Consider the following 26,330-nt stretch of genomic DNA (forward strand, 5'->3'; position numbering starts at 1 on the left):
TAACAAGCATCATCAAAAAGAAACACGCAAATGAAAAAATGCGCTTTCCCTTTTAATGGGATTGCGCATTTTTCAATATACCCGTGCATTCAAGCATTCGGCCGAATAAAACATTCCAATCCCGTCTCCGGGCCAATTCACGGCGCAAAGCCTCGTATGATCCGCTGCGTTCCGCTGCCAGAAGCGCGTCGCAGGCCGCAATGAAATCTGCGGGGTCACTGCCTTCAACGTATTCATAGACGAAAGGCCTTTTGATTTTTGACGTAGAAGAAAGGTTGCAGCCGACAACCGGTTTCCCGGCGGCTAAAAATTCAAAAAGCTTAAGCGGAAATACCGCGTCATTATAAGGTGAATTTTTATACGGCATGATGCCGATGTCGACAAGCTGCATATAGGACGGCACTTCATTCGGCGCGGCAGGCCCCGTCCAGATGACATTCGGACGCTCCAGAAGCGACTTGAAATCCGGATCGTCCTGAGCCGTGTTCGGGCCTACCAATAAAATCGTCCAGTCAGGCCTCACATCTGCCGTTTCCGCCATAAGCGCAAAATCGAGCTTCGGTTTGATTCCGCCGATAAAACCGAGAACCGTTCCGTTCCGTCCCCGTAAAATGTCTTCATCCGGCTGTTTATTTTCCCGTGAAAACAGGTCATATTCCACTCCGTTTTCAATGGTGAACACTTTCTGGTGCGGGTTCTCCAGCTTTTTTCCGACCTCCTGGTGCAGACAGTCAGATGTACACGTAATGGAATCGGCACGCTGAATGATTCTCATTTCCGCCTGTTTAATGATGTTTCTTCTAACATTTGACAGCACCCCGGATCGGCCGCTGATCGGAGCGGCCCACAGATCACTGCAATCGTAAATCACTTCATCCCAAGGAAACAGATCTGCCAGCAGCGGAAAACCGGGGAAGGTGTACCATAAGCAGCAGCGGGCCCCTTCTCCTTCTTCCTTCAGCATGTTCACCAATGGTGAAAGCTTATGCCTGTAGCACATGTCTGTATACCTGCCGAAGCGGAAAGCTTTTTGCCGCATGAGATCCTTTACAGTGAACTGCCGGATTCCCTCGGCGATCCCGGCCATCTGACCATCATTGGCTCGCGGAGACGGGCATACCCAAATGACGCTTTTCGTTTCTTTTTGCCGGGCGAGAAATTCAGCCAGCCGGTGCCGTCTGTATCTCAGCCGGTCATGCCCCCATTCCGCCGCTCCGACGATTACGTGAATAATCGGTTCCACCTTCATCACCCAGCTCCTCTGACGCCTACAGCCTTTTCAAGACTGCGTTTTTTGCATATTGCATAAAACACCACGAAGCCTTGATAAAATGCAGGCGCTCAATTTCTCTATAAACAAACCACGTTTTTTTTGCGGCTTTCCACTTGTTGCTTGAAATCGAATTCTGCACAAGCCTGTATTCTGAAAGGCACTCATTCAGGCCGTAAGCCGTAAATCCCCTTTTCAGCAGGGAAAGCCATGTCGCTAAATCCTGCCGCGTTCTGATATCAGGCATTTGAATCTGCCCCGTCTGCTCTCTGTCAATCATGACCGTTAAACATCCGATAATCGTGTTTTTTAAAGCTTCATCATATGACAGGCTTTCAGGGGCTTGAATCGTTTTGTCCGTCGGCGTTCCGTCCTGCTCCATGACGCTGTAGCCCGTAAATGAAAAAGCGCAGGACCGCTCTGCCATAAACGCAAGCTGTTTTTGAAGCTTTTCCTTTTTCCATCTGTCATCGCTGTCCAGAAATGCGACATAACGGCCCTTGGCATGTTTAAGGGCTGTATTTCTGGCAGCCGCGGATCCCCCGTTTTTCTCTAAATAAACGACGCGGATCCGCTCATCCTTTTGTTCATATTGCCGTAAAATATCTCTCGTTCCGTCCGTTGAACAATCATCCGCGATAATCATTTCCCAATGCGGGTGGCTTTGATGTAAAACGGACTGAATCGTGTCTTCGATATATTCACTTGCATTATAAGACGGTGTAATGACAGATACGAAAGGTTTCCAGTTTGTCATGGTCACATCTCCATCGCAGATTTTTACAAGGACTCTCTAAAAAACTCAGGAATGACAATGAACATAAATGCAACTGCAATGCCGATTAAAACGCCCAGAACCGCTTTCTTTTTCGGCGGCATGCCTTGTCCCGCCGTTTCATTCATCGGCTCTGAATTGATGATGCCGGCCGCTTTCAGGTTCAGCTGCGTATTTTTCAATTCGTATAAAAATCGTTCCTTATCCACTTTGGCGTCCGCGCTGACGGTTTCTCCTTCAAGCGCAGCAATACTCTGCCGCACTACTTTTGCCCGTTTTTCAAACAGGTCCTGATCATTCTTCAGAAAAGTTTTTATGACGGCTTGAAACACCGATTCGGTCTCCTGCTTGTTTTGGCCGCTGTAGCTGACCGTGATCAATGAATCTGATTGTGTTTCGACAGTCAGTTTACTTTTCACGGCCGCTCTTTCTTCGTCTGTTTTATCAGGCAAAGCCTGCTTTAAAAAGGCATCGCTCGTCAAAAGGAGCGGGATTTCTTTTGTATTGTTATAAAGCGGATGATCATAATTTCCCGCGGCGATCGCGGCTTCTGATGTAAAACTGCTGCCCCCGCTGATTTTTGACGGCAATACATATCCCGCTGCCCCTAACACAACGGGCAGCGCAATGATCCAAATGATATTCTTTTTGATACGCCGGGTTATTCTTGTCAACATATCCTTCATCTCGCATCTCCCTGTTTTTCATAGTACGCCGTGACGGCAGGCTCCTTTTGTAAACGCCTCAATATATTGACCGCCGCGATCACAAGCGAGAGAAATACCCAGTGGAAAAATAAATTTGATACGGAGCTTGGGCTGATGCTGCTTACCAAAAAACCGGCCATCGCCGTGATAAGTCCTTCTGTGATCAGTCTTGACTGATTTTCCGATTTTCTTTCATGACATTTATAAAGTGTCCAAAAAAGGAACAAATAGACTGTCAGGTAACCGAGCATCGTAAGAACGCCGAAGTTCGCCATAATCTCGACGAGCCAGTTGTGCACCTCAACTACGCCGCCCGTATCATAAACGGGCTCCGCTTTTAAATAGTAAGAGACGTTTCCGGCACCCACTCCGAACCCCCAGGAATCAATCACATAGTGAAAGGCGTTTTTTAAAAGATTCGCCCTCGCAAGGTTGGAAGGAAGCGGTTGCTGTCCCGGCATCGCCTGCGGAGCTGAAAACAGATTCAAGACGGCATTGGTGATACGGCCCGCAAATAAAACCGCAAACAGCGCCGCACCCGCTCCCGCTGCGTACAGCGCGAGTTTTTTCAACAGGGAAGGCAGCAGGATGAAGACGTATACAGCCGCCCCCGCGCATATGCCCAGCAGACTCGCGCGCGAACCGGTCAAAATGATTAAATACAAAGCGCAGATCGCAAAGAGCAGGCTGACGGCCTTCACATAGCCGTTTTTCATATTTTTCACCGCCGCCGCATACAGAAAGAAACTGATGCACAAAAACGTTGCGAAATCATTTTGATTAAAGAAAACGGACGTCGGATAATGCTGTTTGTACTGCGGGCCGTTATAAAGCGTGGAGCTCGGCAGATGGTGGTGTGTAAAATGGTTGTAAAAGCCGATCGCCATCACAAAAATGGTCATCACAAGCCATATGCCGTAAAAAACCATCAGCTGATCAAAGCGCTGAATGAACATGACAATAAGATAAATCAAAAACATGCCCATTCCCATTAAAGCTAAATATTTAATCCCGTACGTCACGGATTTTGCCCACAATAACGATAGGAGACCGTATGTAAACCATAAGGCGAAAAACATCAGAACCCCTTTTACATTCACCCGATTCCATCTGTCAATATGATGGCGGTTTGTCAGGATGCCGGCGACGTGAAGGGCGCCCGCTCCGATTAATAACAGCCGGTATATAAATAAGCTGAAAAATCCGAGATGGACCGCAAAGAAGGCCTGGTTTAAAAATGTACACGCGATCAGTATATAAATGAGCCCCATAAACATCTGACCGTTTGTTGTAAAGGCGGATAGCAAAGCAAGTCCGGCAAAGCCGATCATGGCGGCAAACAGCAGCACGGTGATTTTTCCGAAGCCGGCATCCGCCCTGACCGCCTCCAGCATGATGAATCCTCCTGTAATGAGAGCGGCAAGCAGCACAAGAACATGTGCCGCTGAACGTTTGATACTCACATGGCAAACCCCTTTCCAAAACCGGCAGCCGAGCCGGGCTGCCGAGAGCCTGAAGACAATCTTTTTCTATCTTGCCAGTTCTTTTATTTGCCGATCGGCATGAACCGCCGGACGTCCGACGGAATGATAAGTGAATCCTGAAACCCTCATATACTCCAACGGAAACATATTTCTGCCGTCAATGATGACCGGCTGTTTGAGCAGCTGCTTCACTCTCTGAAGATCCATCTCCTTGACTTCCGGCCAATCTGTTGTAATCAGGCATGCGTCCGCGTTTTTGATGGCACTGTACAGCTCTGTGTGATATTCAATGCCGCCGTCTCCTAATATCGCTGACGCTTCGGGAATCGCGATCGGATCATACGCTTTCACGTGAGCGCCCTGCTCTTTAAGACTTGTGATGATATCAAGAGCCGGGGCGGAGCGGACGTCATTTGTGTGCGGTTTAAAGGCCAGCCCCAGTACGGCCGCGGTTTTCCCTTTTAAGGGACCGATGGCGCGGTTCAATTTTTCCGTAATACGGACCCGCTGCTTCTGATTGGTTTCAATGACGGCTTCCATCATTTGAAACGGATAGCCGGCGGCGTTTGCGATATGCAATAAAGCCGTTGTATCCTTCGGAAAGCAGGATCCGCCGAATCCGATGCCCGCCTGGAGAAATTTATTCCCGATCCGGCTGTCAAGACCGACGCCTTCTGACACGTGGGAAATGTCCGCCCCGACACGTTCGCAAATATTGGCGATATCGTTAATAAAAGATATTTTCGCGGCTAAAAAAGCATTTGCGGCATACTTAATCATTTCCGCGCTTTCAAGATTGGTCTTTACGATCTTCGTACGGAACGGCTTATGAAGCTCTTCAATGACCGAAGCGGCATGTTCGCTTGTGGCGCCGATGACCGCCCGCTCCATCTGCATCGTATCCCGCACCGCCGAACCTTCGCGGAGGAATTCAGGATTTGACGCGACATCAAACGGATATTTTCCCTTTGACGCTTCGCTGACGATTTGGTAAACGAGCTTTCCCGTCCCGACCGGAACAGTGCTTTTGGTGACAATGATTTTGTATCCGTTCAGCTGTTCTCCGATTGTTTGCGCCGCTGCCTTAATGTAGGTCAGATCGGCTTCACCCGTCTTTGACATCGGCGTACCGACGGCGATATAGATGATATCAGCGGCTTTCACAGCCGGCTCAATGCCGGCCGTAAAGGATAAGCGCCCGGCACTGACATTTTTTTCGGCTAATTCCTCAAGCCCCGGTTCATATATCGGGATGACTCCGTTTTGCAAGCTTCTGATTTTCGCTTCATTGATGTCACAGCAAGTCACATGATGGCCGATTTCCGCAAAACAAGTTCCAGATACAAGACCTACATACCCTGTTCCTAATACAGCGATTTTTTTCACAGCTTCATCCCTCTTTCGAAAGGTTCTCCTCTTGCCCGGCCCGGTTCATTACGGATCGGTATTTCTCTTTCAGCGCTTTCGCGTTTTGGCTTGCGTCAAAATACGTGCGGACGGTTTGATAAAGTTCCTCGGCTGTTTGCGGCGTCCAAGCCTCTCCTTCGTCATATTGCAGAATCGATTTTGCCAGCGTCTCAGGTGAACCCGGCTTGATCAGCAACCCCCGGTGTTTCCCGAATAAAGAAGCCAATCCTCCGACATCGGTGCAGATCACCGGCACCTTCAGAGCGAGCGCCTCAATGACCACAGTCGGCATGCCTTCGCTGTAGGACGGCAGCGCCATTACATCCGAAGCCAGCAGATAGTCCTGTACCTTGTCGTTCGGCACTTGCCCCGTGACGATATGAGCGGCTTCACGCAATGAAGATGCGGCGGGACCGTCACCGACAAAGACGGCTTCATATCTTTCATCCAATGATTGAACGGCTTTTGATAAGTCGAAAACGCCTTTCTCCTTGACAAGCCTGCCGATGAACACAATCAGTTTTTTATCCGAAGGAAGGCCGAGCCGTTTTCTGACGGCTTCTTTCGTCTCGTTCCTTTTTCGGAAGGCGTCAAGCGTGATGCCGATCGGAAGCACGCTGCACTCCGCTTCGGTGAGCTTTTTCATTTGTTCCCGCAGACTGCCGCTCACAGCGTAAATATCGGCTGCTTCCCGCACCGCAAATGTAAATGCGCGATGAGCGCTTTTGCTGTAATGCGGATAGACATTGACATCACTGCCATGCAAGGTCAGCACATACGGAATGCCTAAAACCTTTGACACAATGGCGGCCGCTCCGCCTGACGGCATGGCGAAATGCGCGTGAATCAGGTCTGGCTTCAGGCCATGATTTTTAATTATGGAAAGAACCGATGCCGCCATTCTTTTATGCGGCTGCGCCCATTTCAGCTGCCCGGGAACCGCCTGATAAAACGGCCGGTGGACGGACACGCCTTTCCGCCATTCATGCGCCGGCCTGATATCCTTTTGCCGATACGTCTTTTTCAGCACCCGGAATGGCGCGGGGAGTTTCGGCCGCGGACAAATGACGGTCATCTCCGCGCCAAGCTTTCTCAGTTCTTGGGCCTGCGTCTCATGAAAAACGCCTTCTCCCGGCTTCTCACTGCTCGGATAGACACTTGTCATCCACAATACCTTCATAGCAAACGTCCTTTTCTTAATTTACTTTTCATATGCGGATAAGCTTTTCCTAACAGGAATAAATAACACAACGCGCCGCAGGCTACGGAGATCGCCAGCCGCAGCTTGACATCAAGGCTGATCCGCTCCGTGCCGAAGCTGGCTGTAAAAGCGATGACACCCATTGCCGCCGTAAGCAGAAACGGTTTGGCCACGGCTTTGAAGTAAGCCGACAGCCGCAGCTTAATGACATATGCCAACAGCCAGCGCCCGATCAGGAAATTCAGGATGCTGATGAAAGCGTACGTCCAGGCTACCGTCAAGAGATTTCCGGACAGCACGGCGGCGTACAAAGATGCACCATACAGCAGCATCACCCCGGCGTCCCAATAAAACGCCAGATCGGCCCGCCCTTTTGCGAGCAGCACAGATCCGTTCGGATTCATCAGAACCCTTAATATCCCGACGATGGCGAGAACGTTTAAAACCGGGACAGCCGCCAGCCATTTTTCTCCGAATACCGAAGCCACGAATGCATCCGACACTGAAACCAAACCGAGCAAAAGCGGAAAGGATATCAGCGCGAGTATTTTGGTCATATTGAGAAATCCTTCTCTGATAACGCTGTTTTCATGCTTGTTTTTCGCAAAGACGGGAAACGCGACTCTCGTAATGATCGGATTAATTTTTAATACCGGAAGCGTGACAATCTGGTAAGCCAGATTGTAAATGCCGAGCGCCTCAGCGCCGATAAAACTGCCGATCAGAATCATATCAATATTCGCTCCGAGCCGGTTCACAAGCCGGGAAGACAGCTGAAAGGCCCCGAAAGAAAAGAAGCCTTTCATTCCTTTCAGATCAAAAACCAACGCCGGTCTCCATGTTTTTCTGCAGGCCATCCAGTACAGAATACCTTTTGACGATTGCAGGAGCACCTGGGAAATCACATAGGCGAGAATCGGGTCCGTATAAAAAACCGCGGCCGCCAAATACACGAAGGACAGCACATTTGAAAAGATTTCAATCTTGCTTAACGTGTTAAATGCCAGCGCTTTTTGCAGCATATACTGGTATTGCTGACCGATCGGCGCGATTAAAAACATGACGGCCAGCACGCGGATTAAATAGAAAAGCTCCTCCCGCCGATAAAAATCGGCGATGAGCGGACTGCTGAAAAACAGCAGCGCAAACAGCGCAAGCCCCGTTATGATATTCAGCCAGTACAAGGAAGACATCTGTTTATCAGTCACATGATCTTTTTGAATGAGCGCGGCGCCAAAACCCATATCAAGCGCAATTTGGGCAAACACCACTACCGTTGTGATCATGCCGACAAGGCCGAATTCAGCCAGTGACATGACCCGCCCGAGCAGGGCGAATTGGACGATTTGAATGACCGTAATACACGCTGTCGAAATACTTGTCCATTTGGCGCCGCTCAAGATTTGATTTGTAATACTAGGCATCGTTTTCCCTACTTTTTTGTCTGCTGACCAGAATTTTTATCGCGCCCCGTCACCGGTCCAGATCACTTTGCACGTTTTGAGCATAATCTTCAGTTCCAATGAAAAGGTCAGGTTGCGGATATAATATAAGTCAAACATCAGTTTTTCCCTCGGTGTCATGTCATATCCCCCGTTGACCTGCGCCCAGCCGCTTAATCCCGGCTTAACGGCCAGCCGCTCCGTAAACCCCGGAATCTCAGCCTGAAACTGTTCCGTAAACACGGGACGCTCGGGACGCGGGCCGATCAGGCTCATTTCTCCCCGAAGCACATTTACCAGCTGCGGCAGCTCATCAATACGGGTCCTTCTGATAAAAGCGCCGACCTTTGTCACGCGGGGATCCTTTTTCAGCGCCCAGACCGCCCCCGATTTTTCAGCATCTATTTTCATAGAGCGGAGCTTATACAAATAAAACGGCTTCCCGTCTTTGCCTACCCGCTCCTGCTTATAAAAAGCCGGGCCGGGCGACTCCAAACGAATCAGTATGGAGAACAGGCCCATCACCGGGAGCGCCGCCAAAAGCCCCGCAAGCGCAAACACAATGTCCATGAATCGCTTAAAAGCCAAATAACGGGCCGTTCTTTCCGTAACGGCAGCGGAAGTCCCCTGCCGCACTGCATAGTTATTATTTACATTCATGCTTTTCTCTGCTCCCACTGACACACACCTCACGATTTGTTGGGATGTTTGATGACCTATGCCGTGAGTTTAGCAGATGGATGTTAATTGGAAGTAAAGGAAGCGTTAATGTTTATTAGAATGTTTCGATTATTGTTTTTTTATTGTAAATCTATTCATATCCATAAACGGCGGTTACTATAATTGAAAAGGATCACAATGAAAAAGCCTGCCGGTCAATTTTGACCAGCAGGCTCGTACACAAATATATAAAAGTTTTACTTATAATAAGACACGATTCCATCATTGATGGCTGCAGCTGCCTTTTCCTTATAGGATGCTTGCTTTAATTTACTTGCATCAGACGGATTCGTAATAAAAGCCGTCTCTACTAATACACTAGGCATTTTGGAATACTTAATGACATAGAACGGAGCTGTTTTAACCTCTCTGTCTCTTGTTTTTAATGCATTAACAACCCTAGGCTGAATTTGTCCTGCCAGGCGTTTGCTTGCAGCGGCTTGATATGTCTCATCATAGTAGGTCTCAGTTCCGTTTGCAGAAGTTGCATCATTTGCATTGCCGTGAACGCTGATGAATAAATCCGCTCCTGCGGTTGCACCTTTATTTACCCTTTCCTGCAAGGAATAAAATGTATCATTAGACCTCGTCATGACCGGCAGAGCACCTGAAGCATTTAATTTTGTATTCAGCCTTTTAGCGATATCAAGATTGACGTCTTTTTCTAAAATGCCGTTACCTATAGAACCGGAATCTTTTCCTCCATGACCCGGATCAATTAAAATTGTTTTTCCTGCTGCCGGATTTTTCAGCTGGTTTGCAACATTTGAGCTGACAGCCGGGGTATTCCCGATAATGGTAAAGCTGCTTAATTTTTTTCTCCCGATGATGACTCTTGTTTCTTTTGAAAGATTGCTGCCGTTTGTCAGAATGATAGATTGTTTTTTCTTTGCAGCAAGAGCAGCACCCGCTATGGAGTCTGCATACCCGAAACCATTGCTGACGAATACATTGCCTGTCGGAAGATTTAATTGCTGAACTAGATTGGCCGCAAGTTCGTATCGATTGCTTCCGCTGATTCTTTTTGGAGAAGGAAGTTTATTAAAGACAGAGGCATTTATGCTCCCGGTTCCCCCTGCTACAATAGAGCTTTTGATCCCCTTGCTTTTTATAGCTCCTGCTGTCGCACTGTTGATATCTGTTTGATTCGTAAACAAAATTGGATATCCGTTCATTGCGGCATATGGAATTGCAGCTATTGCGTCAGCATATAAAAATCCGTTTGCAATAACGGCTTTTGAAGCGGCAGGCATTTCCTTTGCTACTTTAGCTGCCGTATCATATCGGTTGCTTCCTGAAATTCTCTTAACACTGATGCCGAGCGCTTTGATTTGATTTGCTGTATTTGCTGACACAGCAGGCGTTCCGCCGACAATAATGACCGTTTTTGTTTTTAATTCTTTCAGACGGGTTTTCGTCTCTGATGACAAATTATCTTTGTTTGTGTAAAGCAGCGGCGCATTTTTCTGATATGCCATCGGGGCAGCAGATATAGCATCTGCATACGAACCTCCGCCGACGACAACAGCTGTACTCGCTGTTGAATACACCTGCTTGGAAAGCGCAGCAGCCGTACCGTACCTGTTGCTTCCCCCTACTCTTTTAACCGCGTTGTCAGCTAAGGCTGACGGGATAAATAAGATGAGTCCCAGCATAGAAATGATCAGGACTTTAAGATAAGAACGCAATTGCCTTCCTCCTGCTCTCGTTTATTTAATAGTCAGTCAATGTGGTGCCCGGATAATAAAATTTTAAAATTGAACTATATGAATCTCCTGAATCCGCTCTTGCCTTAGCGCCGTATTGGCTCATACCGATGCCGTGTCCATATCCCTTTCCGCTGATTGTAAAAGCAGAACTGTTTTGACTGACGGTCACATAAGTGCTTTTAAACACGGAGGCTCCGATCATCGTTCTCAGTTCAGTCACCGGCACAGTCATTGCAGATGTTTTATTTGCCTCGTAATTTCCATTGTTTTGTTTGACAGCGTAATTCACTTTCAAAGTTGCTGTTTTAGCCCGCTGTCCTTTAGTTGTTCCGCTGAATGTAAAATCTTCTATTTTTAAAATTTTAATGGCGGAAGCGCCTGTTTCCTTATTTTTCAAAATCCAATTTTTAATACCGCTCAGTTGAGATGCATTTGTCTCATTCTTTGAAGCAAACCAAGAGGCCGGCTTATTTACATCAATTGAATCCGGATTGATTTGCTGCTTAGAAAGCGTCAGACTCCAGGCAGTTTGAGGATCTTTTGTGTCTTTTTTCGCAGTTAAATAAGGAACGCTTGAACCCCATACTTCGCCGCTTGATTCTGTATAACCGCCATTACTTGATGAATAAGCCGCCGTAATTAAATTCCCTTTGTAAGTCAGCACCTTATTTTTTGTCTGCTGCACCGCTTTCGTTGTATTGGCATTCCAGCTGTACCCGCCATATACTTGAAAAGCAGTAGTATCAGCAACAGTGCTCCCGGTCTTCGTAATTGAGTATGTTCTTGCCGCAACCGTTTGCGCCTTCAGCGCTTCAAGAGACCAGCTTGCAGGCATTTCATTCGGTACGACACCTTTTAAATAATCTTCAAAAGGAATGTTTTCATTTACAGGTCTGATATATTTGCCTGACTCTATTGAAAAATTAACCGTCCCCAAGTATTCTTTTCCATTCAAACTGATCCGGTTGGATTCATTGTACGTTTCCGGTTTTATTCTCAATGAATTCCCATATGTTTTAATATGATTAAGATTTAACTTTCCATTATTGATTTGTAAGTTGTATGTGCTTCCGCCGGCTAAGTAAAAATGGTTTGAAAGCTCATTTTCAACCCCGGCGGAAATGGAGCTTGTACTTCCGATAAAGTCGTATGCATACGACGCCTTCTCTTTTGTCACTGATTTAGCTGCTGAAGGAACATCATCTTGTTTGATATATAATATTTGGCTGTTTTTTTTGGCGGCTAAAGAAGCGCCAACCAGGACATCAGCATATTTCGTTCCATTAGTCATGACGACTTTATCAGCCTTCAACTTTAGCTGATTAATAATATTAGCAGTCAATTCATACCGTGTTGATCCGGGTATTCGCTGCACAGTTGAAGTTTTTTTAATTTGATTTTCTACAGCATCACTCACGCTGAACGAACTCCCGATAATTATGACTTGCTTCGGAAGATCATAATCCGGCAATTTATCCTTTTCAGTCAGTAAAATGGGATAGCCGTTTGCAGCGGCATACGGAGCAATGGCTAAAGCGTCTTGAAAAACATTCCCTGTTACAACAATTGCTTTATCGTAATTCCCCATTTGTTTTGCAATGTTTTCAGACAGAACATAACGGTTTTTCCCGCTGATTCTTTTCACAGCTCCATAAGACTTAAGCTTATTTTCAACGTCCTTTGAAATGCTTTTAGCCCCGCCGATGACCAGAATATTATCGGGATTGAACTTGGCAATCTGTTTTTCTGTTGTTTTTGTCAAAGTGTCCGGCTGTGTAAATAACACCGGCGCATCCAATTTTTTCGCCAGAGGAATTACTGGTAATGCGTCGATAAAAACATCACGATTGACGAGAATAACGGTTTTAGGATTCGTCCATTGGGAGTCAGATGCAAGAGCCGCCGTCTCATATCGGGATGCCCCCGAAAAGCGGTTGGTTACAGACACATGATCACCGGTAACCTGATAAAAACCGGTTGGAGATAAAGAAATGCTTGATTGATTTCCTATGTAATTTGTCAGCTTAACAGATATATTTGAATCTGCCGCAAAGGAAACCGCCGGTATAAGCAATATAACAGCAGCTAGAGTCAGTCCTATTAAATGTTTGCAAGTTTTCAAGATTACAGCGTCCCCCTGTTCATTAATTTGCCGGTTCGATATCCTTCAGCATAAGCTGTCCCTTGCTATTTTTTTGATATTTTACTGTCACTTTGTCGCCATTATCCAAATTCTTAACATCGTCGGCTGATTCTTCAGTGATATCAAAACTTACTGGTTCATGATCCACAGTGACTTCTATTGTATGAGTATCCGCCAGTCCTACATAAGTGCCCTCTTTCGTGACCAGCTTTTCACCCGCATCCTCGCCCTGAGATTTTTCATTGTTAACTCCGCACCCGGCGAGAAGCAGTATAAAGAACAAACATCCGAAAATTTTTTTCATTTTTTTCACCTCATTATGGATTATCGACATTATATTATTATTTTAAAGAAAAATTAAGAAACATTGAAACTTTTTTCGATAACATTCGACTATATTAGGATTTATTGTATTCTATTATAAAAAAATGCATTTGCTGGGAGTCCGATTTCCAATTAAAACAGATGAGGTGTATTGAGATGAGAAGTAAACGAAGAAAAAAGAAAAAGACTTTGTTACTGGTCTTTCTGACAATCATCGGTATTTTTATTTTAGTTTCCGGCGGCTTTACATACTACCTATGGCATAAAGCGGCATCAACCGTCGCAAGCATTCACGAAGACATTAACAAATCGAATAAACGCAGGACTGAGGTGAAAATAAATAAACACGAACCGTTCTCTGTCTTGATCATGGGAGTAGACGAACGTAAAAATGATAAAGGAAGGGCAGACTCGCTCATTTACCTTACAGTCAATCCAAAGACAAAAACAACGGAAATGGTCAGTATTCCGCGTGACACTTATACAAAAATTATCGGCAAGGGCACGATGGATAAAATCAATCATTCATATGCATTTGGCGGTACGCAAATGGCAGTAGATACTGTGGAGAATTTCTTGAACCTGCCTGTAGATTATTTCATTAAAGTAAACATGGAAAGCTTTAAAGATGTCGTTGACACTTTAGGAGGCATCACTGTCAACAGTACATTCGCTTTCAACTATGACGGTTATTCCTTCAGCAAAGGCAATATTTCATTAAACGGTGATGAAGCCCTCGCTTACTCACGAATGAGAAAAGAAGATCCTAAAGGGGATTTCGGCCGCCAAGACAGACAGCGGCAGATTATAGAGGGTATTATCAATAAAGGGGCAAGTATCTCTTCTGTCACGAAATTCGGAGATATGTTTAAAGTAGTAGAGAACAATGTAAAAACGAATTTAACCTTTGATGATATGTGGGATATTCAATCCGGTTATAAAGATGCCCGCAAGAAAGTGATTCAGCATGAGCTGAAGGGTGACGGTACCAAAATTGACGGAATTTACTATTATAAAGCAGATGAAAACGGCCTTGCCTCCATTACTAAAGAATTGAGAAGCAGCCTCAACCTTTAAACTAATGCAGAAAAAGCAGCTTCGCATACTTTATGCGGAGCTGCTTTTTTGTTACACTTCAAAAGAATCAGGATGCTCTGAACGCAGTCCGAATTGATAGAGCAGTCCCTCAGCAATCCTTCTTGACGCCATGCCATCTCCATAGGGATTAGATGCCCGCGACATTTTTTCATATTCCTGCTTGTCTGTCAGCAGCTGTTTTGCCATCTGATAAATCGTTTCTTCATCAGTACCGGCTAATTTCAGAGTGCCCGCCTCCACTCCTTCGGGCCGTTCAGTAGTATCGCGCAATACGAGAACCGGCTTTCCTAAGGAAGGAGCTTCCTCCTGAACGCCTCCTGAATCAGTTAAAATAAAATACGACCTTGACGCAAAATTGTGGAAATCAATCACTTCAAGAGGTTCAATTAAATGGACGCGCTCCGAATCACCAAAGTGCTTATCAGCAGCTTCACGTACAGCAGGATTCAGGTGTACCGGATAAACGACTTGCACATCGCTGAATTCATCTGCGATCCGGCGGATGGCTTTAAACATATGTTCCATCGGCTGACCTAAATTTTCCCGGCGATGCGCCGTCAGTAAAATCATTCTGTCATTGCCGATTTTCTCAATAATGTTATGGGAATATTCAGAGTGAACCGTTGTATGCAAAGCATCAATCGCTGTATTTCCAGTAACAAAAATGGAGCTTTCTTTTTTATTCTCATTCAATAAATTTTGCTTCGCTTGCTGAGTCGGAGCAAAGTGGATATCAGCAAGCGCTCCGGTCATTTGGCGGTTCAATTCTTCCGGAAAAGGTGAGTATTTGTTGCCCGTCCGCAATCCGGCCTCCACGTGTCCGACTGCAATCTGGTGATAGAAAGCTGCAAGGCTTCCGGCAAAGGTTGTTGTCGTGTCACCATGAACAAGAACAATATCAGGTTTGATTTCCTTAAACAGGCCGTCCAGTTTTACCAGGGCGTTTGAAGTAATTTCAGCCAGCGTCTGCCGTTCTTTCATAATATTCAAATCAAAGTCAGGCTTAATTTGAAATGCGTGAAGAACTTGATCCAGCATTTGTCTATGCTGTGCAGTCACAGTGACATATGATTCTATTTCAGGGCGTTTTTTTAATTCGAGCACAAGGGGCGCCATTTTTATCGCTTCAGGCCTTGTACCGAATACCGTCATGACTTTAAGTTTTTTCATATCTCTTTCTCCTGTATCAAGTTTGTGATCATTTTTCATTATCAACCCATTTTACACGATATGATCCTCCGGTTAAATATCTTGTATTATTTTTCCCCTAAATGAAAAAGGATATATCATTAAGGCTTTACGGATAAAACTTGTTTAATAATGGTTTATCTTATATCATTAAAAGTGTTAAAAATGAAATATCGGGTATACAGAAAATATCAGCAAGCCTGAGTCTGTATAGATATCATAACTTATATTTAAGTGATGCTAAGGAAGGTGCTTTAAAGTGAAAAAAGTACGCAAAGCCATAATTCCCGCTGCAGGTTTAGGGACACGCTTTCTGCCGGCAACAAAAGCCATGCCGAAAGAGATGCTTCCGATTGTAGACAAACCAACGATTCAATACATAATTGAAGAAGCGGTTGAAGCGGGTATTGAAGACATTATTATTGTTACGGGAAAAAGCAAGAGAGCCATTGAAGACCATTTTGATTACTCACCAGAGCTGGAAAGAAACCTAGAAGAAAAAGGGAAGGTCGAACTCTTAGAAAAAGTCCGAAAAGCCTCTAATCTTGCTGACATTCATTATATCCGGCAAAAGGAGCCAAAAGGTCTTGGACATGCCGTTTGGTGCGCACGTAATTTTATCGGTGACGAGCCATTTGCCGTCCTTCTCGGAGATGATATCGTTCAAGCTGAAAAACCAGGGCTTCGCCAGCTGATGGATGAATATGAAAAAACACTTTCTTCCATTATAGGGGTTCAGCAAGTGCCTGAAGAAGAAACCCATCGTTACGGAATTATTGATCCGCTGACAAGTGAAGGCCGCAGATATCAGGTGAAGAACTTTGTTGAGAAGCCGGCTCAAGGGACTGCTCCGTCCAATCTGGCAATACTGGGACGTTATGTCTTCACTCCTGAAATCTTCATGTATCTTGAAGAACAGCAAATTGGTGCCGGAGGAGAAATTCAGCTTACAGACGCTATTCAAAAGCTGAATGAAATCCAGCGGGTTTTCGCTTACGATTTTGAGGGCAAAAGATATGATGTTGGTGAAAAACTAGGTTTTATTACCACTACATTAGAATTTGCGATGCAGGATCGTGAACTGCGTGATCACCTTATCCCTTTCATGGAAGACCTGTTAAGAAAAGATGAATTATAAGAAAAAAGCTGTTGGATTTATTCCAACAGCTTTTTATTTTAAAATGCAGGTTAACGTTTGATTATCGTTATTGATAATAAAAGCGTATTTATCATTTGCCGCAATAAATTGCCGATCACTGCTGCCCTTTATAACACCTTTATTATTCAGGGATAGATCTGCCGGAGTAATAGCTGATATTCCTCTGAAAACAAGCTGCTCGGCCTTGCCATTATTCACTGCATAACTGACCTCGCCATTTTTAAGATATAGCGTCTCCCGGCCGTTCACCACTTCTTTCTGCAGCTCTTTCATTTCTTGCTGGATATCATTAACGCGCTCACCAAGATGCGACACAAGTTGATCAGCATCACCCTGCTTTACATACGGAGAAAAAGCGGATGCTTTCACATTTGAAATTTTTTCGTTATAGACCGCTGCGTTTTCCGGGATATAGTACGTTTTATTGTTGACCTCGATCTTTGCTGATTGCCTGTCTTCAGATACCACTTTTACCTGAGCACCGAACGGAATAAGGAAGTCCGCCTTTTTTTTCAGCTCTGTATCTTTATAGGCCTGCGTCTGGTCTTTTAATACGAAACCTTTTTTGTTCACCAATATCTGGTCTTTCCCCTTGTTAACATCATCTTGATATCCGATCTTACCGAACGAAGCGATCGTACGAAGCGGGGCGCTGAAAAACATGGTTCCGGCCATAAACACAAGCAGTATTGATAAAATAGCAATTTGAACAGCATTGACTGCTGATCCGGATTTATTTTTTTTCTTTTGTTCCTTCACAATTGCCTGCTGCTCAGGCGATTCTTTTTTACGTTCAGCAACCTGATCTTTCTTATATTTCTCTTTGTCTTTTTTGGAGAGCTTATTAAACCAATCGATAAATGCTTTGTACTCTTTGACTACGGTTTTAGTATCGTCGAACATTCTTAATTCACCATAGTGCATCCAAGCCACACGGTCACACATTTTTTCAATCTGACCGATGGAATGACTCACAAAGAAAATGGTTTTTCCTCGTTCTTTAAATTCCTGGATTCGGTCGACACATTTCTGATAAAATGTCTGATCCCCGACAGAGAGGGCTTCATCAATGATTAAAATATCCGGATCTATATGCACGGATATCGCAAAGCCGAGGCGGGACTTCATACCGCTAGAATAGTTTTTCACCGGCTGATTAATAAAATCACCAATCTCAGCAAACTCAACTATGCTTTCATACATCTCATCGATTTCTTTATTGGTCAGCCCCATCATTAAACATTTGAGTCTAATGTTATCCCGGCCCGTCAAAGCATTATTTAAACCGGCTGCAATCGCGATCAGCGACGGCTGGCCGTTCATTTCAATTTCACCGCTTGTCGGCGGTATTACTTTTGCAAGCAGATTGGACATCGTCGATTTACCCGATCCGTTAATTCCTACAAAGCCGATTGTCTCCCCTTCATATACATCAAAGGAGACATTTCGCACAGCGAAAAAGCCGTTATCTTTAGCAGGGAAAAACAAACCTTTTATTTTGTCCGACTGTTTTTCATAAAGATGATACTGCTTTGAAACATTTCGAAACGAAACCTTTAGTTTCATTGTACAATCTCCTTACGTATTAAAGAAAGTCAATAAACTTATCTCTGAATTTCATGTGTAAAACAGAACCGACTGTTAATAAAAATAAGGTAAACAGCCAGAAATACAGTGTATACTTCACATCTTGAAAGAACCACTGGCCATCTAAGAAACTGTTCCTGAATCCGTCAATAATATAGAACAGCGGATTCAGCTTCAGGACCGGCACCAATTCCGGGTGATCTGCCCCCAGTTTCGAGTGAATGTCCCAAAAAATCGGCAGCAGGAAAAATAAAAGTCTTGTCACTGCCTGCAGAAGAAACTGATAGTCTCGGATCAGCACGCTGATTGTCGAATTAAACAAGCTGAACGAAAATAAGAAAGCCATCAGACAAACAAAATAATAAATATATTGAAGCCAATGAAGGCTCGGATAGATTCCGCTGGCGAGCAATGCAATGATATAGATCACCATCATAATTGCATAACTGAACAAATTAGAAGCGATGGCGACAGACGGCAAAGAACTGATTGGGAAATTCATTTTAGCAACCATTTTAATTCTTTTAAATACACTATTTGATCCGTCCAGTATTGTCGGGCTTATAAAAAACCACGGTATCAGACCTGCAAGCATCCACAGAATAAAAGGCACTTCTCCGGCACCTGTAGCCATCGGCCCCCCTTTTCTGATCCCCAATCCAAAAACAAACCAATAGGCGAGCATTTGAATAAGAGGATTTAAAAACTGCCATAAAACGCCTAAATAATTCATTTGATATTTAGACTTTGTTTCGTAGGCTGCTAATCGCATGATTAAAGGAAATGATGTTACTTGCTCTTTTAGTATTTTCACTACAGCATTCATTTTAATCTTCCTTAGGTTGATTTGATTTTATAAAGCATCGCTGATAATTGTACCAGAAATCAAATTTTTTTTCACTTTCAAGCCGCATGCAAATGCTGCTAAAAGGTTTGTAAAGCATAATAGAAAAACCCCTTGATACAAAGGGGTTTTTCTATTATTCAGATTCAAACACAATCTTTACGACTTTCTCAGAAGAATGTCCTGACTCAAGGTAACAGAATTTGTCATAAAAAGGTTTGAATGAAACCGGGTGCTGATAATCCGGTGATGAAATATGTTTAATTGCCTCGATCGTTTCCTCTGTCGTTTTCACTAACGGACCAGGAGCATCTTTCTCAAAATCGAAGTAAAACCCTCTGAGTTTATCCCGGTATGTTTCAATATCGGGAACAAAAAACAGCATCGGGCGTTTCAGATTTGCAAAATCGAAAAATACAGAAGAGTAATCGGTGATTAACAGATCTGAAATCATATACAATTCCCTAATATCTTCGTGTGCAGAAAAGTCGTAAGCAAACCCTTCAAACGGACCGAGGTCAAAATTTTCGGCCACAAGATAATGCATTCTCAGAATAACGAGATATTCATCCCCGAGCTCTTCCCTTAATTTATGCAGGTCTAAATCAAGGTCAAATTTATAACGCCCTTTAGCATAAAACTGGTCATCTCTCCATGTCGGCGCATAAAGAATAATTTTCTTATCCTCAGGCAGGTTTAACCTTCTTTTTATCGCTGTGATTGTCTCATTATTATTGTCATTATGAAGAAAATCATTTCTCGGATAACCTGATTCGATCATAGTTTTATCGAATTGGAAGGCGCGCGCAAATATCTCAGACGAGTAGGCATTAGGGGAAATTAAATAATCCCAATTGGATGCCTCTTTAATAAAATTCTTTTTATATTTTTTCGTATTAGTACCCGGCATATGAACTTCTTCCATATCCATTGCAAGTCTTTTTAAAGGCGTCCCGTGCCATGTTTGAAGATAGGTTGTATGTTCCGGCTTTGGAATCCATAAAGGCAGACGGCTGTTGACGACCCAATATTCTGCCCGCGCCATAGCAAACAGCCACTTGATAGAAAGCCTGTTAATGTATTGAATGCCCTTCTCTTTAAAAGGCGCTGCATACTGTTTATTTACGCTCCAATACATTTTATATTCCGGGTGATTGATTTGCATGTATTCATAAATTGCTCTCGGATTACAGCTGTATTGTTTGCCGTTAAAGCTTTCAAAAATAATGGTCTTGCTTTTAACTGGCATTTTGCTCGCCATTCTGAAAACAACTTTATAACCTTTCGTAATAAGGGAATTTCTGCGTTTTTTCAGTTTTTTCATTTTGGAAATGAAACGTTTTTTCTTCCCTTTTATGAAGTATCTCATCCTTGTTTTCAGGCTGTAGTCGTTCACACGGATACAGACAGTCTGCTTTTTCTTCTTTTTATATACTTCATATCTGACCGGCCCGCTGTCTTTATTCACAACGCTTATTAGGCCTTTCAGTTTATTTTTTCTGTCTCCGAGCACAAGCGGAGTGCTGCTGAGAACAATAGGTTCAGCTTCGTCGTTTTCACAATGAAACTCCATAAACATACGGTAGACAAACCGTTTTTCCAGAGAATAAGGAATATCTTTTAATGGAATTTTTATTTGGAAATCAAAAATTTCAGGGGTGAATGCATCTTCCCGAAGCTGTTCAATATTCTCCGTTTTTTTCGTCATTTCAATAGGGAAATGTTTTTCTACGGGGTCTTCTCCCCCTTTTTTAATGACAAATTGCAGGTTTTTAACTGAAAGCTGATTCTCCGAACTTAGATATCCTGCATACCCTGAAATCATAATCTCTTCTGCCTTCAGCTGAATCTCATCAAACTTCACAATCTTCGCTTCTCTTTTTACCTTTAAGGAAAAATTCCCCTTATCGGTTGTATAAGGCAAAATTAACAGCTCAGTCGTATGATCAAGGTGGTAGGCACGCTCAATCGCTTCAGCTTCCACAGATAAACGCACCTGCTGAGGCTGTGCTTCTTCTTCTTCCGCTTCCGGTTCACCAAGTACCACATAAAAATCATAAGTCTGTCCCATTTCTAAAGGTTCAGGAAACGAGTGAATATTAATTGATGCGCTGTATTGAGCCGGGCTCTCTTTCTCTAAAATAATAAAGTCCTCGGCTCCTGAACGCCGTTCTTTTAATTTTAAATAACATTTCACTTCCTCAGCTAACGGTTCTTCGCTTTCAAGTGAAATAGAGAGCGCCAGATCGCCCACATTATTTTTTAAGCTTTTCAAAATACATTTACTCACAGTATTTTCATCCATACTTATTTTCTGCTCCTCTGTATTAAAGCTCTTCACTTTGCCGATTTACTTAATCGATGTGATCCTTTTTGTTTAACTTAATAGAGAAATTCCCTTTCACAGTCGTATAAGGTTCGAAAGTATATCCGTTATTCATAAACCGTTCCTTTTCGCCGAAAATAACTTCACGGCTGGATACCCTTCTAAGAATACTGATATGGTCAGCTGTTACAAACTGAATGTAAAAGTCAAGAACCGAAGTATGATTAGCATCGATTTTTTCTTTTTTGATATCCTTTTCAAAATCAATAGTAAACGGCTGAGCCGGTTGATCAGCGGATACGGAGATGATTTCAGCTTTGTTTTTCCGATCAATCCCGACCAGTCTGACTTTTTCAAAGCCATCATTCTGATCGCACACTGAAACGCTGATCGTCAATCCGGTGCCGTTATTTTCAAAGGATGTAATCGGCTGTTCTTTAGAACCCGCTTTTTCAGCGAGCCGTTCCTTTTCTTTTCTCACTTCAATCATTTTGGAAAGAGCATATGACCAATTTTTAATATAATTTGGTTTTGAGTATTTCTCAGCCATTTTAAAGGCCTGACGTGAAAATTGTTGATGAGTGCTGTCATCTCTCATTAAAGAGACAATGGCCTCGGCTAATTTTTCTATATTATATTGCTCGATTACATAGCCGTTTACTCCATCTTCTACCAAGCTTCTGGCACCGTAATCATAATCGTAAGTTACCACAGGGCATCCGTTGCTCAATGCTTCCATGTTGGACAGACCGAAGCCTTCAAAGTGAGAAGTTGAAATTGTCAGCCACGCTTTTTGAAACTCGTAATCAGGGTTATTCGTGTAGCCTTTCAGCAATACATTTTTCTGGAGGTTTTGAGCTTCAATTTCCTTTTTGATTTTTTCTGTATCTTCTCCGGACCCGAATATTTCCAGTTTTGCATCCGGGATTTCATTTACGACAAGTTTGAACGCTTTAACGGCATGCGTCAGGTTTTTCATTGCGGCAAGCCTTGAGATAATAACCGCTTTATTTCGTTCACTCGGAACGTTCAGTACCTCTTCATCAAGCGGTTTATTAATGGTATGCGGCGTAAAAAAGAAAGTCTCTTTTTCCCCTGTAATCAAGGTGAAATCTGCAATCTGCTCCTCAGTAATAAAAAATACAGCATCCAGATTATTCATCTGGCCAAAAACTTCTTTATAACGCCCTTTGATCTGGAATTTATTATCACCATAATGTTTATTGTGAATAATCGCGGCATAATATGATGACGGCGCTTTTTTCACTCTGAAGACATGTTTGTCCTGAGGTCTGCTGTCTACCAGAAATAGTTTAGGCTGATCGTTTTCATTTTGAAGAACGTCTATCCAATACCGGCGCAGCTCAGATTCATCTTTAAATGTTAATGGACCTTCCTCCGTGTACCACGTAAAATGGGTAAATTTCACTTCTTCACTTTGGCTGTCCCACATGTAGTGTTTTTCCAGGTAAACGACACTTTCGCTGTTGATAAACTCCTGAAGGAAAATTTGATTAATCTTTGTGTCAAAATGAGAGACAATGACGGGTTTTCCTTCTTTATTGTATTCTTCTCTTTTGATTACTTGTTTCTCATCATTCAGATAGTCTACGTAACGCACCGCCGCACCGCCTGAATAATAGGAAAGAATATAATCATTTGATGATTTGCCGAAGATTTTTGAAATTGCCTTGCTTACTTTCCCCTTGCTGACATGTCTTTTTATTTGATCCAGCTCAATTTTCTCCGAATAAATCCGCTTGCCTTTTGTTTTTTTACTTAAAAAGTCATCATACATGTTTATAACTTGAGTGTATTCAGAGTCAGCTTTTCCCTTTTCAAACAGCTCGTTCTTTTTTCTAGCAAACTCTAAATCAAATCTAAAAGTAAGAAAGGCGGTTTTCTTTTGGCTTTCTTCTCCGAATAGTTTAGAACGCAATAATAGTGATTTGGTCAGACCGCCGTAATTATCCGGCAGTCCGCCTGAGATAAAATAATACATCATATCGGGAAGCTCATTATTATAGTTAATAGGCTGATTGGACAAATTTTTTCTCCCTTTCACCATATGAATTTAGTAAAACACTGCAAAATAATACTATTCCCGCAGATTAAATTAGCAAAACCAATTTAAGCATCAAAAAGTACTTCTTATCAATAAATAAGAAGTACTTTGATGGTTTTTCACTCAATCTATTATAATTCCGTATTACACCCCGGCAATTTCTTTTTTAATCTGTGTGGTGGAAATGCCTTCGGTTCTAGGGAGGTAGATGACTTCGCATTGATCTTTAAGGAAATCGAATTTGCCTTCCCAATCGTCTCCCATTACGAACACGTCGATGTTGTGATCCGCTACGTCACGTACTTTTTGATCCCAGCTGTTTTCCGGAATGACTTCGTCGACATAACGGATCGTTTCCAGAATCAGCTTTCTGTGTTCATAGCTGTGGTAGGCCTTTTTTTGTTTTTGCAGGTTGAACTCGTCTGTTGAGATGGCAACAACAAGGTAATCTCCAAGCTGCTTTGCGCGCTCAAGCAGTTTAATATGACCCCAATGCAGTAAATCAAACGTACCGTAAGTAATGACCTTCTTCATGAAACAAAAGCTCCTTTCTATCATCATACGTATAACAAGCAACTGCCCTGAAATGCTGCGCAGCTGTATCCTTAATCACTAAAGTGCCAATTTCGTACTCATGGAACCTCATTATATCACATAGCCCTGAAAAGGTTAAGCCAATGTAAAACGAAGTTACATTCCACTTATTAACAAATGTTATTAAAATAGGAGTTTAGCAGGTTTTTTGCGCGTATGATTAAAGAAATTGTTATCTTATTTATATTTTTGTAAAACTATTGTTAAGTTTATCTGAAGGTATTATGTTAAAATAAAGCTTAGCCTAAGTCACGAAAATCCCGTACAAAAAGGAGGACGGCAGATGCAGACTGAAATGGTGCACAACCTTTCTTATGTTAATGGAAATTTACAGGAGTTTATTTCATATTTAGACACTTATTATATCGCACAAAAGCAAGGAGCCGTCATTGCGACGGTCAATCCTGAGATCGGATACGCTGCGGCGAAAGACAAAGGTTATCATCAAGTCATTTCTTCCGCGGATTTCGTCCTGCCGGATGGTATCGGCGTCGTGTTAATGTCACGTTTGACGCAGCACCCGCTGAAATCAAGAATTGCGGGATTCGATGTGTTTCTTGCGCTGCTCGGCCTCGCAAACCGGCAGTCTAAAAAAATATTTTTATACGGAGCTAAGCAAGACGTGCTTGACGCCGTTTTGAACCGGATCAGCAAAGAGTATCCGAATATTGAGGTTGTCGGAGCCAGCAACGGTTATGAAGCGGATAAACGCTTCGTCGCCAAACAGATTTCCCGGGCGAAACCCGATCTCGTGTTTGTCGCCTTAGGATATCCCCATCAGGAACAATTTATTTATGAATACAAACATCTTTTCCCTCAGGCTGTATCGATCGGTTTGGGCGGAAGCTTTGATGTGTTCAGCGGAACGGTGAAACGCGCCCCTGAATGGATGATCAAAACGAATCTGGAATGGCTGTACAGACTGTTGACGAATCCGTGGAGATGGAAAAGGATGCTGAACATTCCGAAGTATGCTTTTACCGTTTTGAGAAATAATAAATCAAATAAAAGCCTGTATTCCAAGCAGGGAGAAGATCAAACGAAACAGCTTTAAACAAATAAAACAGCAAAAGAGATTGGTAATCTATGAACTTGCGATCTTTATTCGCCGCTTTTTATTCTATATATCTGTCTGTTCTCGGCGTTTTGTTCAAGCCTGTAAAGCCCAAGAACCATCTGACCCTGCTGGTATCTTTTGAAGAGAATGCGCAGGCTCTCATCCGTTCTTACAAAGCGCACGCTGAATCGCTTTCTTATGAAATGACGGTTTTGTATACGAGACATGCCGTCAGTCTGAAAAAAGAGCTGGAAGGTATCGGCTCTTTTTATCTGAACGAAAAACATCCGCTGCATCTTTTGAAGGCTGTTTTGATCCTTTTTAAGAGCAAAGTGGTGATAACGGATAACTATTTCCTCATGACAAGCGTCTTAAACCGCCGGCCGCAAACGACATGCATTCAGGTGTGGCATGCGAACGGCTCTTTGAAAAAGTTCGGCCTTGAGGATGTGACGAATCAAAACCGTCCGGCATCAGATATCAGCCGGTTTAAAAAAGTGTACCGCTCGTTTGACTTTGTCACCGTCGGTTCAGAGGCGATGGCTGACGTTTTTAAAAAGTCGTTCGGCATACGGAACGGCCAGCTGTTAAAAACGGGTGTCCCCCTGACTGACGTCTATTATGAAGAACACAAGCCCGAACTGAAGCACAAATGGCCGAAAAAAATCATCCTGTACGCACCGACATTCAGGGATTATGATATGCAATCCTTCCGGCTGCCATTCACCGAAGAACAGCTCACAAACGCGTTAAACGGAGAGTATATGCTGCTTGTAAAGCTTCACCCTGCCGTTTTGCATCAGATTTCGGCTTCGTTTGAAAGCGAACTGATCAAGAACGTGTCTGACATGCGTCTTCATGATCTCTTGAAAGCGGCTGATATTTTAATTACGGATTACTCTTCCGTGCCTTTTGAATTCGCGCTCTTAAATAAACCGATTTTCTTTTTCACGTATGATCTGGAGGAATATGATCGAAAACGCGGTTTAATCGACAATTATACTTCCGTCATTCCCGGAAAGGCTTGTCATGACAGCGAAGCTCTTCTGGAGGAAATGACGAAAAAGCCATTTCGTGCAGAAGAAATGAAGCGGTTCTCGGACAAATGGAATATGTATTCAGATGGGAATTCGAGTGAAGCGTTATTGAAATTTGCGGAAACAAAAATGAAAAATTGTGCTGAAGCACCTGCCTGAATCCGACGGCGGGTGTTTTTTGCATGAAGAAAGG

At 43.4% G+C, this 26,330-nt stretch carries 21 protein-coding genes; 4 read left to right on the plus strand and 17 right to left on the minus strand.

What is annotated here, in order from left to right; all coding sequences use genetic code 11:
* Positions 1-52: 52 nt before the first annotated feature.
* From JNUCC21_RS18625 to JNUCC21_RS18675, 11 genes are all read right to left on the minus strand, one after another.
* On the minus strand, positions 53-1,249 hold the full coding sequence (locus JNUCC21_RS18625; protein WP_072589628.1) for a glycosyltransferase: 1,197 nt from the start codon (positions 1,247-1,249) through the stop codon (positions 53-55).
* A 19-nt stretch (positions 1,250-1,268) separates the two neighbouring features.
* On the minus strand, positions 1,269-2,027 hold the full coding sequence (locus tag JNUCC21_RS18630) for a glycosyltransferase family 2 protein (RefSeq protein ID WP_369878395.1): 759 nt from the start codon (positions 2,025-2,027) through the stop codon (positions 1,269-1,271).
* Positions 2,028-2,050: 23 nt separating this feature from the next.
* On the minus strand, positions 2,051-2,731 hold the full coding sequence (locus JNUCC21_RS18635) for a TuaF (protein WP_007407488.1): 681 nt from the start codon (positions 2,729-2,731) through the stop codon (positions 2,051-2,053).
* Positions 2,728-4,215 carry an O-antigen ligase gene (locus tag JNUCC21_RS18640; RefSeq protein ID WP_032869544.1) on the minus strand — a complete coding sequence of 496 codons (1,488 nt, stop codon included), beginning with the start codon at positions 4,213-4,215 and terminating at the stop codon, positions 2,728-2,730. Before JNUCC21_RS18640 ends, JNUCC21_RS18635 begins: the two co-directional genes overlap by 4 nt.
* A gap of 66 nt (positions 4,216-4,281) precedes the next feature.
* Positions 4,282-5,622: a UDP-glucose/GDP-mannose dehydrogenase family protein gene (locus JNUCC21_RS18645; RefSeq protein WP_032867088.1), complete on the minus strand. Its 1,341-nt coding sequence runs from the start codon at positions 5,620-5,622 to the stop codon at positions 4,282-4,284.
* Between the two features lie 4 nt (positions 5,623-5,626).
* Entirely contained in the window at positions 5,627-6,823 is a 1,197-nt protein-coding gene (locus tag JNUCC21_RS18650) for a glycosyltransferase family 4 protein (protein WP_369878396.1), read from the minus strand.
* Complete coding sequence (locus JNUCC21_RS18655) at positions 6,820-8,268, minus strand: MOP flippase family protein (RefSeq protein ID WP_060562488.1); 1,449 nt, start codon at positions 8,266-8,268, stop codon at positions 6,820-6,822. Before JNUCC21_RS18655 ends, JNUCC21_RS18650 begins: the two co-directional genes overlap by 4 nt.
* Before the next feature lie 36 nt (positions 8,269-8,304).
* On the minus strand, positions 8,305-8,964 hold the full coding sequence (locus JNUCC21_RS18660; protein ID WP_003151373.1) for an exopolysaccharide biosynthesis polyprenyl glycosylphosphotransferase: 660 nt from the start codon (positions 8,962-8,964) through the stop codon (positions 8,305-8,307).
* A gap of 239 nt (positions 8,965-9,203) precedes the next feature.
* On the minus strand, positions 9,204-10,694 hold the full coding sequence (locus JNUCC21_RS18665; RefSeq protein WP_015240695.1) for an N-acetylmuramoyl-L-alanine amidase: 1,491 nt from the start codon (positions 10,692-10,694) through the stop codon (positions 9,204-9,206).
* 25 nt (positions 10,695-10,719) lie between these two features.
* On the minus strand, positions 10,720-12,837 hold the full coding sequence (locus JNUCC21_RS18670; RefSeq protein WP_025285362.1) for a SpoIID/LytB domain-containing protein: 2,118 nt from the start codon (positions 12,835-12,837) through the stop codon (positions 10,720-10,722).
* A 22-nt stretch (positions 12,838-12,859) separates the two neighbouring features.
* Entirely contained in the window at positions 12,860-13,162 is a 303-nt protein-coding gene (locus JNUCC21_RS18675; protein WP_017418804.1) for a membrane protein, read from the minus strand.
* A 176-nt stretch (positions 13,163-13,338) separates the two neighbouring features.
* On the opposite strand from JNUCC21_RS18675, the gene JNUCC21_RS18680 reads away from it, so the two are divergent.
* A complete protein-coding gene (locus JNUCC21_RS18680; RefSeq protein WP_025285363.1) occupies positions 13,339-14,259 on the plus strand; it encodes a LytR family transcriptional regulator in 921 nt (306 codons plus the stop codon).
* 51 nt (positions 14,260-14,310) lie between these two features.
* Here JNUCC21_RS18680 and wecB read toward each other — a convergent pair whose 3' ends face one another.
* A complete protein-coding gene (wecB, locus tag JNUCC21_RS18685) occupies positions 14,311-15,450 on the minus strand; it encodes a non-hydrolyzing UDP-N-acetylglucosamine 2-epimerase (RefSeq protein WP_015240699.1) in 1,140 nt (379 codons plus the stop codon).
* Between the two features lie 277 nt (positions 15,451-15,727).
* Here wecB and galU point away from each other — a divergent pair, with 277 nt between their 5' ends.
* Positions 15,728-16,606, plus strand: a complete 879-nt coding sequence (galU, locus tag JNUCC21_RS18690; protein WP_015240700.1) for a UTP--glucose-1-phosphate uridylyltransferase GalU — start codon at positions 15,728-15,730, stop codon at positions 16,604-16,606.
* Positions 16,607-16,639: 33 nt separating this feature from the next.
* Here galU and tagH read toward each other — a convergent pair whose 3' ends face one another.
* From tagH to tagD, 5 genes are all read right to left on the minus strand, one after another.
* Positions 16,640-18,193, minus strand: a complete 1,554-nt coding sequence (tagH, locus tag JNUCC21_RS18695) for a teichoic acids export ABC transporter ATP-binding subunit TagH (RefSeq protein ID WP_025285364.1) — start codon at positions 18,191-18,193, stop codon at positions 16,640-16,642.
* Between the two features lie 19 nt (positions 18,194-18,212).
* Positions 18,213-19,040: a teichoic acids export ABC transporter permease subunit TagG gene (gene tagG, locus JNUCC21_RS18700; RefSeq protein ID WP_015240701.1), complete on the minus strand. Its 828-nt coding sequence runs from the start codon at positions 19,038-19,040 to the stop codon at positions 18,213-18,215.
* Between the two features lie 154 nt (positions 19,041-19,194).
* A complete protein-coding gene (locus JNUCC21_RS18705; RefSeq protein ID WP_015240702.1) occupies positions 19,195-21,363 on the minus strand; it encodes a CDP-glycerol glycerophosphotransferase family protein in 2,169 nt (722 codons plus the stop codon).
* A gap of 49 nt (positions 21,364-21,412) precedes the next feature.
* Positions 21,413-23,431 (minus strand): alpha-glucosyltransferase N-terminal domain-containing protein, encoded by a 2,019-nt coding sequence (locus tag JNUCC21_RS18710; protein WP_015240703.1) that lies wholly within the window; start codon positions 23,429-23,431, stop codon positions 21,413-21,415.
* A 162-nt stretch (positions 23,432-23,593) separates the two neighbouring features.
* Positions 23,594-23,983: a glycerol-3-phosphate cytidylyltransferase gene (gene tagD, locus JNUCC21_RS18715; RefSeq protein ID WP_003151361.1), complete on the minus strand. Its 390-nt coding sequence runs from the start codon at positions 23,981-23,983 to the stop codon at positions 23,594-23,596.
* Between the two features lie 343 nt (positions 23,984-24,326).
* Between tagD and JNUCC21_RS18720 the strand changes: the two genes are divergently transcribed.
* Both JNUCC21_RS18720 and JNUCC21_RS18725 read left to right on the plus strand, forming a co-directional pair.
* Entirely contained in the window at positions 24,327-25,097 is a 771-nt protein-coding gene (locus JNUCC21_RS18720) for a WecB/TagA/CpsF family glycosyltransferase (RefSeq protein WP_072589636.1), read from the plus strand.
* 32 nt (positions 25,098-25,129) lie between these two features.
* Complete coding sequence (locus tag JNUCC21_RS18725) at positions 25,130-26,296, plus strand: CDP-glycerol glycerophosphotransferase family protein (RefSeq protein WP_072589637.1); 1,167 nt, start codon at positions 25,130-25,132, stop codon at positions 26,294-26,296.
* Positions 26,297-26,330 lie beyond the last annotated feature (34 nt).

Origin of the sequence: Bacillus sp. JNUCC-21 (genome assembly GCF_041222765.1) — a bacterium.
Classification (GTDB): Bacteria; Bacillota; Bacilli; order Bacillales; family Bacillaceae; genus Bacillus; species Bacillus velezensis.